Here is a 633-nt window from a genome sequence, read left to right on the forward strand (position 1 = left end):
TTGAACTAATGCTCTTAAATCTCCGAAATCAGACTTGCCTGTTGAACCACTTTTAGATGAATGTTCTTCATAGCTTATCCCTTTTGTTAATGGTATAACTGCAACTTGATTTTTTTCAAAAGTATTAAAGATCATATCAATATAATCTTGAATAAGTTTATTATCTAAAGTTGTTGCCTCAACATTAACCACACCACGTATTTGATTTTGTTTCAATTGCATATTGAGCATACGTCCAAAAACTTCGCCATAATCTTCAAATAGACCCATCATAAAGTCATCTAGCTTTTTATTCGAGTTTTCCAGGTAAACAACTTCATCCATTGAAAAGTATCGACTGTAAACATAATCATTAACCGTAACTGAATTAAACTTTTGTGGAAGTAAACCTAAATCTGTTTCTCGTTCAAAGTCATCTGCTACATAAAAATAATCATCATCTGATTTGATGATGAGTGCTTCATTGTCTACCAATAATTTATAAATAAACTTTTGCCAAAATTGAGTAGCATTTTGATTCGGATTAGGCTTAACGTTTAAAAGATAATACATTGAATCTTTTACAGCTTTATCATTCTCTTTAATTCTGAATTCAGATTGAGATAACGTCCTAGCAACAAATTCAACAACCGT

1 protein-coding gene is annotated in these 633 nt (G+C 30.6%); it reads right to left on the bottom strand.

Going from position 1 to position 633, the window contains the following annotated elements:
• Positions 1–633, bottom strand: a 633-nt coding sequence (locus KA909_RS13900; RefSeq protein WP_210130329.1) for a phage portal protein, incomplete at both ends; no start/stop codon positions are given.

Source organism: Staphylococcus sp. GDX8P54P (genome assembly GCF_017893165.1).
GTDB lineage: Bacteria > Bacillota > Bacilli > Staphylococcales > Staphylococcaceae > Staphylococcus > Staphylococcus borealis.